9 protein-coding genes are annotated in these 9,346 nt (G+C 55.3%); all 9 read left to right on the top strand.

Annotation, left to right across the window (positions count from 1 at the left end):
- Positions 1-11: 11 nt before the first annotated feature.
- Positions 12-905 (top strand): alpha/beta hydrolase, encoded by an 894-nt coding sequence (locus KGZ66_05480; GenBank protein MBS3985035.1) that lies wholly within the window; start codon positions 12-14, stop codon positions 903-905.
- An 18-nt stretch (positions 906-923) separates the two neighbouring features.
- Complete coding sequence (locus KGZ66_05485; protein MBS3985036.1) at positions 924-2,243, top strand: acetyl-CoA hydrolase/transferase family protein; 1,320 nt, start codon at positions 924-926, stop codon at positions 2,241-2,243.
- 2 nt (positions 2,244-2,245) lie between these two features.
- The gene (locus tag KGZ66_05490) at positions 2,246-3,058 is read left to right on the top strand and encodes an alpha/beta hydrolase (protein MBS3985037.1); all 813 of its coding nucleotides are present in this window, start codon (positions 2,246-2,248) and stop codon (positions 3,056-3,058) included.
- Positions 3,059-3,142: 84 nt separating this feature from the next.
- Complete coding sequence (gene bfr, locus KGZ66_05495) at positions 3,143-3,610, top strand: bacterioferritin (GenBank protein ID MBS3985038.1); 468 nt, start codon at positions 3,143-3,145, stop codon at positions 3,608-3,610.
- Positions 3,611-3,810: 200 nt separating this feature from the next.
- A complete protein-coding gene (rocD, locus tag KGZ66_05500) occupies positions 3,811-5,010 on the top strand; it encodes an ornithine--oxo-acid transaminase (protein ID MBS3985039.1) in 1,200 nt (399 codons plus the stop codon).
- Positions 5,011-5,048: 38 nt separating this feature from the next.
- A complete protein-coding gene (locus tag KGZ66_05505; GenBank protein MBS3985040.1) occupies positions 5,049-5,942 on the top strand; it encodes a glycyl-radical enzyme activating protein in 894 nt (297 codons plus the stop codon).
- Between the two features lie 17 nt (positions 5,943-5,959).
- Positions 5,960-8,329, top strand: a complete 2,370-nt coding sequence (locus KGZ66_05510) for a glycyl radical protein (GenBank protein ID MBS3985041.1) — start codon at positions 5,960-5,962, stop codon at positions 8,327-8,329.
- Between the two features lie 157 nt (positions 8,330-8,486).
- Entirely contained in the window at positions 8,487-8,654 is a 168-nt protein-coding gene (locus KGZ66_05515; GenBank protein ID MBS3985042.1) for a hypothetical protein, read from the top strand.
- Positions 8,655-9,052: 398 nt separating this feature from the next.
- A partial coding sequence (locus KGZ66_05520; GenBank protein MBS3985043.1) for a hypothetical protein occupies positions 9,053-9,346 on the top strand: 294 nt, incomplete at its 3' end.

Here is a 9,346-nt window from a genome sequence, read left to right on the forward strand (position 1 = left end):
GTGGCCATAAAGTGAAGGACTATCCCGTTAAGTCGGTCCTATTGCCAAACGGAGAGACTATCGCTTACCGCGAAGCAGGGCAGGGCGAGCGGACGCTTGTGCTTCTGCACGGCAATATGAGCGGAAGTATATTCTTTGACACGCTGATGGAGCAGATGGAGACAAGTTGCCGATTAGTGGCCTTTGACTTGCGTGGCTTTGGCGACTCAAGCTACACGAGGCCAATTACTTCGCTGCGGTGTTTTGCGGAAGATATTGGGCATGCCGCTACCGCGCTCGGGCTAGAGCGGTTTACCGTGCTTGGCTGGTCAACCGGCGGCGGGGTGGCGCTTGAACTGGCTGCCGCTACGCCGAACTTAGTGGAGGGCGTCATCTTGGTCAACTCGGTTGCGTTGGACGGCTACCCAATGTTTAAGAAGGATGCCAACGGCCAGCCCATACTCACCGCGCGGTTGACCACGCGCGAAGAAGTCGCGGCTGATCCGGTGCAAGTGCTGCCTATCCTGCAGGCGTACGCCACAGGGAACACGGCTCTCCTCCGCGCCGTCTGGAACGCGCTTATCTACCATCAGGCTGAACCGGAGCCACAGCGGTACGAACGCTACCTCGGCGCTATGCTAAAGCAGCGCAACCTTGTGGACGTCGACTACGCGCTGATAACCTTTAATATGACCGACACTCATAACGGCGTGGCGGAGGGAACGGGGCGCCTAAGTCAGGTTAAGGCACCGGTACTGGTAATTCAGGGCGAAAACGACCGCGTAGTGCCGCCTGTGTGGGCTAGGGAGACGGCCGAGAAGCTAGGGAGTCGGGCAACTTTGGCTATGCTGCCTCATGTAGGGCATTCGCCCTTTACGGACAACTTAAGCGAAGTCGTGTCGCGAATCTCGGCATTCTTGCGCTAGCGAAGGGGAGCGGATAGCATGAGTTGGTCTAGCGACAAAGTCATTAGCCTGGAGGCAGCGCTTTCGCACGTTAAGTCCGGCGACACGATTGTCGTGGGATTAGCGGCAGCGGAGCCGCGCGCCTTCCTTGGACTACTGCACACCATTGCCGACCGCGTAGCTAATGTTACGGTAACGACATGCTTGCCAATGCAGAGCTCGCCCTATTTTTCGGATAGCAGGTACAAGTCGTCCTTTTCTATGGCGGGGTGGTTCTATACTGCGGCCATGCGCCAAGCACATGCCAACGGCAACATTACTTTTATCCCTAACCACTTGCACTTAGCGGCGAGAAAGCGCCTCGCCCACGTGCGGCCTAACATTTACATAGGCAACGCATCTATGCCCGATAAGCATGGGTTTGTGTCACTAGGCGCAAGCAACGTCTACGAGAAGCGCATGTTAGAGGCCGCCGAACTGGTGATGCTGGAGGTAAACCCGCGTGTGCCGCGCACGCACGGAGACCTAGAGGTGCATGTCGATGATGTCGATTACTTGCTACACGTCGATTACGCGCTGCCTGAGATTCCTGACACCCCACCTAATGCGAAGGACCTGGCGATAGGGCGTTTGGTTGCCGAGCACATTAAAGACGGGGACTGTATACAGCTAGGTATTGGGGGTATTCCTAACGCCGTGGCTGCGGCGCTCGGGAGCAAACGAGGCTTAGGGATACACACCGAAATGTTTACCACCGGCATGATGCAGCTGATGAAGCAAGGCGTCATCTCTAATGACAACAAAACTCTTCACCGCGGTAAAGCCGTCTGCTGTTTTGTCTTGGGCACACAGGAGCTCTATGAATTTGTCGACGATAATCCTAGCATCTGGGTGCTTGACGGGGGCTACGTCAACGACCCTGCGGTTATCGGGCAAAACGACAACCAAGTTTCGATTAACACGACGCTAGAAGTTGATTTGACTGGCCAGTGTTGCTCCGAGTCAATCGGACCCATGCAGTACAGCGGCACCGGCGGGCAGACAGACACGGCGGTGGGGGCACAGCGCGCCAAAAACGGCCGGTCGTTTATTGCCTTGTACTCTACTGCCCTTGTCACTAACCCGCTTACCAAGGCCAAAGAAGAAATCAGTAAGATTGTGCCTGCGCTAAAGTCCGGAGCCATCGTCTCTCTCTCGCGCAACGACGTAGACTATGTGGTGACCGAGTATGGCGTGGCTAGCTTGCGCGGTACGACTGTGCAAGAGCGCGCGGAGCGCCTCATCGCCATTGCCCATCCGGCATTTCGCGCCGAACTAACGCAGGAAGCTGTTGCTTGCGGCTTTCTGCCGGGGAGATAGCAATGCAGTTTGAGTTTAACGGCAAGCAAATATACTTCGAGCAGCACGGGCAAGGGGAGCCTCTCCTTGTCCTAAACGGTATTTTTATGAACAGCGCGAGTTGGGCGCCTTTCGTACCCTCGCTCAGCCGGCAGCATCGACTCATTTTAGTTGACCTCTTGGATCAAGGTCGCTCCGAGCGCATGAACAGCGACTACGGGCAGGCGCTGCAGGCAGACGTGGCTTGCGCGTTGCTCGAGCACCTTGGCGTGTTATCCTGCAACATCTTGGGCATTTCCTACGGCGGGCAGGTAGCGCTTAGGCTCGCACTTCTGCACCCACACAGAGTTAAACGCCTTATTCTAGCTAACACCACGGCTTACGTTAATCCCTGGCTAGAAGACCTTGGTCACGCTTGGAGTTACGCCTTGAGCTCGTATGACGCGCGGCAGTTCTTTAAGACCTGCATGCCGCTTATTTACTCGCCCGGCTTTTACGCCGCGAATGTAGCATGGCTCCATGCGCGCGAGAAGGTGTTTCAGGAACGTTTCACGCCGGAGGTCTACGACAGCTTCCTGCGGCTCCTTAAGAGCACCGAGGGGCTTAACCTCTTGGGACGCTTAGGCGAGATAGCCGCCCCCACCCTTGTTATTTCCTCGGACTGCGACTACATTACCCCACTAGCCGACCAAGCCGACATCCTCGCGCGGCTGCCGCAAGCTAGGCAAGTCGTGCTCAAAAACTGCGGCCACGCCTCGATGTACGAGCAGCCGGTCGAGTTTACGAGCGCGGTGCTTGGGTTTTTGGCTGCCGACACAGAACTGCGCGTCGTCTGACATGGGAGTTTGCGCCTTGGCAAGACTATAGTATAATGACAGTGGCAGCCAAGCTGCCAAATAAGGCGCGAAAGGAATGGTCTTATGAAGGGCAATGAGAAGCTCATCGAGGCTCTAAACTCGCTGTTAGCCGATGAACTGAGCGCAATTAACCAGTACATGGTACACTCCGAGATGTGCGCAAACTGGGGATACGACAAGCTGCATAGCAAGATTGAGCGCCGTGCGATCGAAGAAATGAAGCACGCGGAAAAACTAATCGCCCGCATTCTCTTCTTGGAAGGGACGCCAATCGTATCTGAGCTAAAGGAGATATACATCGGAGCAGACGTTGCTAAGCAGCTAGCGAACGACCGCGCCGCTGAAATGGGTGCAGTTGACGCCTATAATTCCGCTATTATCCTAGCGGGCGAAGTGCGTGACTTTGCCACCCGCGAAATACTCGAGGCTATCTTAGCCGATGAGGACAAACATATCGACGCCATCGAGGAATTACAAGACCAAATCGGCCACATGGGCCTACCCATCTTCCTTACGACGCAGGTGGGATAGGGGACGGAGGAGTGGCGGAGAGGGGATGTCTCCGAGGGACGGAGGAGTGCGACAAGAAGCAACTGGAATATAAGGGGACAGATTACAGGGACGTAGCTCTTAGCTTCGTCCCTGTCTCGACTCCCTGCACGGAATCCTGTTGCATAGTTATGCTATCGCGAGTATAATATTACGCATCACACATTCGAAGGGGGAAGACCATGAAATCGCAACACTATATCGAATTAGCGGAACGTTACGGGGCGCACAACTATCACCCGCTGCCGGTGGTCATATCAGAGGCCGAGGGGGTCATCGTCAGGGATCCCGAGGGCAAGCAATACTTCGACTTTTTGTCTGCGTATTCCGCGGTAAACCAAGGCCACAGGCACCCGAAGCTGATGAAGGCGATTTCTGACCAACTTGACCGCTGCACCCTTACTTCGCGCGCGTTTCATAATGACATGATGGGCCCTTTTCTAGAAAAGCTGTGTCACTACACAGGCTACGAGATGGCTCTGCCCATGAACACCGGCGCAGAGGCGGTGGAAACGGCGCTTAAGCTAGCTCGTCGCTGGGGCGTAGAGAGGAAGGGCATCCCCAACGGGCAGCAGGAGATTATCGTCGCCGAGAATAACTTTCATGGGCGCACCATTACGATAGTATCCATGTCTACTGACCCAGATTCCCGCGTCAACTACGGGCCATATACGCCGGGGTTTAAGATTGTGCCCTACGACAATGTCGAGGCTATTAAAACGGCAATCACGCCTAATACTTGCGCTGTGTTACTGGAGCCGATTCAGGGAGAAGCCGGCGTCTACGTGCCCTCGCCCGGATACCTGCGCGCGGTCTACGAGCTCTGCGAGGCTAATAATATCCTGTTTATAGCCGATGAAATACAGACGGGTTTCTGTCGCACGGGTAGAAGGTTTGCCTGCGACCATGAAGGGGTAAAACCCCATGTCATGGCTCTAGGCAAGGCGTTAGGTGGCGGCGTGATTCCTGTTTCCGCAGTTGTTGCCGACAGAGTCGTTATGGAGGTCTTTACGCCTGGCTCTCACGGCTCGACCTTTGGGGGCTACCCGTTGGCCATGGCAGTAGGTATCGCTGCGCTTGAGATTCTTCTGGATGAACAGCTTGACAGAAATGCCGAACGGTTAGGACACATATTCCGCAGCTTTGTGTCGGCCATTCCCTGCCCAAAAGTGGTTGAAGTGCGCGGGAAAGGGCTGTTAAACGCGGTTGTGTTCCAAGAGGGTTTTGCCGCTTGGGATGTCTGTGTCGCACTAAAAGAAGCAGGCCTGCTTGCCAAGCAGACCCACGGCAACATTATTCGCTTCGCGCCCCCGCTAGTAATTACTGACAGTCAGCTGATGGAAGGCCTAACCATCATAGAGAAGGTGTTTAGGAAGCAATAGGGACGGAGCTTTTTGCTTCACGGGAGGCGAATCTTGTTTTGCTGATACTAGACATCCAGCGATTTTCTCTGCATGACGGGCCGGGGATTCGCACCACTGTGTTCCTTAAAGGTTGTCCGTTGGCATGCCTGTGGTGCCATAATCCCGAGAGCCAAAAGCCGCAACCCGAGCTCTTGTTTGATGCAAAGAAGTGCTTGCGCTGCGGCTCTTGCCGTGTTGCTTGTCCAAACGCGGTCATAACCTTAGATGGCGCATGCGTGGCGCAGAACCGCACACGTTGTCTCTGTTGCGGACAATGCCAACAAGCATGCCCGAGCGGGGCACTGCAAGTCCTAGGCGCGTATAGAGAGGCAAACCTAGTCCTAAACGAGATCTTACAGGATAGGGTGTTCTACGAAACCAGCGGTGGCGGGGTGACCATCTCAGGCGGCGAACCGCTGCTCTATCCGTCCTACGTGGCGACTCTCCTGGCGCTGTGTAAAGCCAATGGGGTGCACACAGCCGTAGATACGTCAGGCTTTGCCCCAATGGAGGCTTTGCTCGAGATACTGCCCCACACGGACTTGTTTCTCTACGACATCAAGCACATGGACAACGAAGCACATCTGCGACTGACCGGTGCAGGGAACGAGCTAATCCAGAAGAACCTACGCGCGCTCTCACGCCTACATGGGAACATCATCTTGCGCGTACCCCTTATTGTGGGTCTAAACGATGAATGGGAGCATCTGAGGAGGATTCGTGCCCTTGCGCTCGAGCTCAACTTAACGCGTGTCAGCTTGCTGCCCTACCATCCCTTTGCCTGCGGCAAGTATGAACGCATGCTGATACCACACAAGTTAGCCAACCTTAGACCCCCGACAGATGCCGAGCTTATTGGAGCAGTGAGAGAGCTGTCTCACCCTAACATCACCGTCACGGTAGGAGGATGAGCGAGATGCAGGAAACGATGCGCGGCACGACCGAGCGCGTCCGCATGTTGCGCGCAGTGAGCGAAGCCGCCGTCCCGAGGATTAGCCTAGAGCGAGCCAAGCTTGTAACCGAAGTGTACCAAAATCATGCCGGCAAGGTTTCGCCGCCCATGCTGCGCGCGCTTGCGTTCCGTCATGTCTTAGAGCAAAAGGCTATTGCCATCGGCCCGGGCGAACTGATTGTGGGTGAGAGAGGGGATGCGCCTCAAGTAGCCCCGACCTATCCTGAGCTCTGTTGCCACACGCTCGCAGACCTACGCGTAATGCACGAGCGGGAGAAGATTTCCTTTCAAGTTGACGAAACGGCCATGCAAACGCAGGAAAACTGCATAATCCCTTACTGGGAAGGCCGTTCCCTGCGAGATATCATCTTCAGTCACATGGATGCACAGTGGCACGCCGCCTATCAGGCAGGCATCTTTACCGAGTTTATGGAACAGAGGGCGCCGGGACACACGGTAGGCGACAAAAAAATCGTCGAGCGCGGATTCCTTGACTATCTGCAGGAAATCGAGGCAGCCCTAACCTCGCTCGATTACCACGCGGATATGCAGGCCTACGCTAAAGCCGAGCAACTTAAGGCTATGGCGATTTGCGCCCGCGCGCTTATTGCTTTTGCCGCAAGGTATTCCGAGCTAGCGAGAGGACTGGCAGAGGCTGAGGCGGAGCCCACGCGCCGGCAAGAGCTACTGCGCATGGCAGAGGTCTGCTCGCATGTGCCGGCGCGCGCGCCGCGCAACTTCCACGAAGCGCTGCAGAGCTACTGGTTCGTGCACCTCGGTGTCATCACCGAGCTAAACACCTGGGATGCCTTTAGCCCCGGCCGCCTTGACCAGCACTTGCTGCCGTTTTATCGGCTTGGTTTAGCCGACGGCACGCTCACGCGGGACTCAGCCAAGGAGCTGCTCGAGTGTCTGTGGGTTAAGTTTAACAACCAGCCCGCTCCCCCTAAGGTAGGGATTACCTTGCAGGAGAGCGGCACCTACACAGATTTTGCCAACATAAATCTAGGTGGACTAACCGCTGACGGTAGCGACGGCGTCAACGAAGTCACTTATCTGCTGCTAGAAGTGATTGCACAGATGCGCTTACTGCAGCCAAGCAGCAATATTCAGGTCAGCAAAAAGAACCCCGACTTGTTCTTGCATAAAGCAGGGGAGATAATACGCACCGGCTTTGGCCAGCCCTCGATTTTTAACGCCGATGCGGTGGTGCAAGAGCTGCTCGGGCAAGGCAAATCCCTCGCGGATGCCCGCGAGGGTGGCACCAGCGGCTGCGTGGAGACCGGGGCCTTTGGCAAAGAAGCCTATATCCTCACCGGCTACTTTAACTTAGTCAAGGTGCTCGAAATCACCCTGCATAACGGGGTGGACCCCCGCACCGGGCGGCAAATTGGCCTCGCGACCGGGAGCCCAGGCGACTTTGGCACGTACGAAAGCCTTATGGTTGCATTCGAGCAGCAACTGCGCCACTTCGTAGACATTAAGGTCAAGGGCAGTAACGTTATTGAACAGCTATACGCCACACAGATGCCTGCGCCCTTTCTATCCCTAGTTATAGACGATTGCATTAAAAACGCCCGCGACTACAATGCCGGTGGCGCGCGCTACAACACTTCTTACCTGCAGGGAGTAGGCATCGGTTCAATTGCGGACATGCTGGCGGCGATTAAGCTGCATGTCTTTTTGCGCCGGTCGCTTAGCATGACAGAGCTCTTACGTGCGTTACAGGACAATTTCTCCGGACATGAACACATTAGGCTACTGCTCGCCAACAAGACGCCGCGCTACGGCAACGACGACGATTACGCCGATAGCTGTATGAGCGCTGTTTTCAACATGTTCCACGCTGCTGTTGATGGGAGGCCTACACCGCGCGGCGCGACGTATCACATAAACATGCTGCCCACCACCTGCCACGTATACTTTGGCTCGGTAGTGGGCGCAACTCCGGACGGGCGTAAGGCGGGTATGCCGCTTTCTGAGGGTATTTCCCCCGTGCAGGGAGCAGACCGACTAGGCCCGACTGCCGTAATTAAGTCAGCCGCGAAAATGGATCACCTCCGCACCGGCGGTACGCTCCTTAACCAGAAGTTTTCGCCCTCCGTTCTCGCGGGGCAGGCCGGGCTAGAGCGCCTTGCTCATCTTGTGCGCGCCTACTTTAGGCTCGATGGCCATCACATCCAGTTTAACGTCGTCGACGCCGCTACTCTGCGCGCCGCGCAAGCGAATCCCGCAGAGCACCAAGGGCTAATCGTGCGCGTGGCGGGCTACAGCGACTACTTCCACAACCTAAGCCGTGCCCTGCAGGACGAGATTATCGCCCGCACGGAACACGGCTCCGTGTGAAGGGCGCGGGTCTTGAAAGCATTCACGTCTTCGTCGTCTCCCCGTTTCGCTTAGTCGAGATGGGGAGATGCGTATGTAACACGGTTACTATCATAGACATGTGACAGTATTGGCAAGAAAGCCACGGTATGGCTATAATGGGTTGGAGGGTGATTTCATGAAGAAGCCTGTCCTGTCACTGTTTGTCGCCATGCTCGTGCTCACTGTCGTAGGTATGTGTCTGCACTCTAACCATGGTAGCCCAACTCAACAAGCAATGTCGGAAGCTCTTGTTCACGCGCCGCATTTCGACCCACCTCCACCGCCGCGCAAACCGCTCACCTAGTGCCCGGTGAGGGATTAGGGAGGAAGTGATACTTGATGCAAGCTGTTGAACTCGCGATGAGATTTTATGTAGTAGGTTTGGAGCGATTAGAGGCATTTGCGCGATGACGCTACCAGCTCGCTTACGGCATGGCTAACTCAGAAAAGATTCTCTAAGAAAATTATAGTTTCCTGTCACAAACACCTCGCCTTATTTGTCTTTTTAATGAAGACAAAGTTAGGGGGTGTGCATCCCTTTTCGGTAAGGGTGTTGTCATGGGAAGGCAAGTGCATCATGCATCAGTTCAAGGAGGGAGAATATGTAACCACGCCTATGTAAGCGCAGCTTCTTACACTCTTGGAGTAACTCTTGGTCTAGTGCCGACACATATATCCTAGTTGAAGAAACAGGGGGGCAAAATGTTTGAGTGGCGTAAAGTAGCCGCCGTTGTTGTCGTGGCTCTGGTTGTCGTCCTCTTGGGTGCCAACTATTCCGCACAGTCATACATGCAATCAGTCATTATTTACCAACGTTTCGGGTCCCCCAACTTGGAGCACGGGACCGTCCTTTACGGATTCGGTGTGTCTGGAAGGCCTCAGGGGCCACAAAGCAGGCCGTCATTCTGGGAGAGGTTTGTCAGGTTCGAGCAAGTGGAGTACTTCCACAGCGCACTGCAAGCGGATGACATTTGGGTAGTCACTAACGCTGGCATT

It is taken from the genome of Selenomonadales bacterium (assembly GCA_018335585.1).
In the GTDB taxonomy this organism is placed as follows: domain Bacteria; phylum Bacillota; class UBA994; order UBA994; family UBA994; genus UBA994.

Excerpts from the sequence above, each read along its gene's own strand:
- KGZ66_05485 (MBS3985036.1), top strand. The coding sequence starts at position 924 with ATGAGTTGGTCTAGCGACAAAGTCATTAGCCTGGAGGCAGCGCTTTCG.
- KGZ66_05515 (MBS3985042.1), top strand. The coding sequence starts at position 8,487 with ATGAAGAAGCCTGTCCTGTCACTGTTTGTCGCCATGCTCGTGCTCACT.
- rocD (MBS3985039.1), top strand. The coding sequence starts at position 3,811 with ATGAAATCGCAACACTATATCGAATTAGCGGAACGTTACGGGGCGCAC.
- KGZ66_05490 (MBS3985037.1), top strand. The coding sequence starts at position 2,246 with ATGCAGTTTGAGTTTAACGGCAAGCAAATATACTTCGAGCAGCACGGG.
- bfr (MBS3985038.1), top strand. The coding sequence starts at position 3,143 with ATGAAGGGCAATGAGAAGCTCATCGAGGCTCTAAACTCGCTGTTAGCC.
- KGZ66_05510 (MBS3985041.1), top strand. The coding sequence starts at position 5,960 with ATGCGCGGCACGACCGAGCGCGTCCGCATGTTGCGCGCAGTGAGCGAA.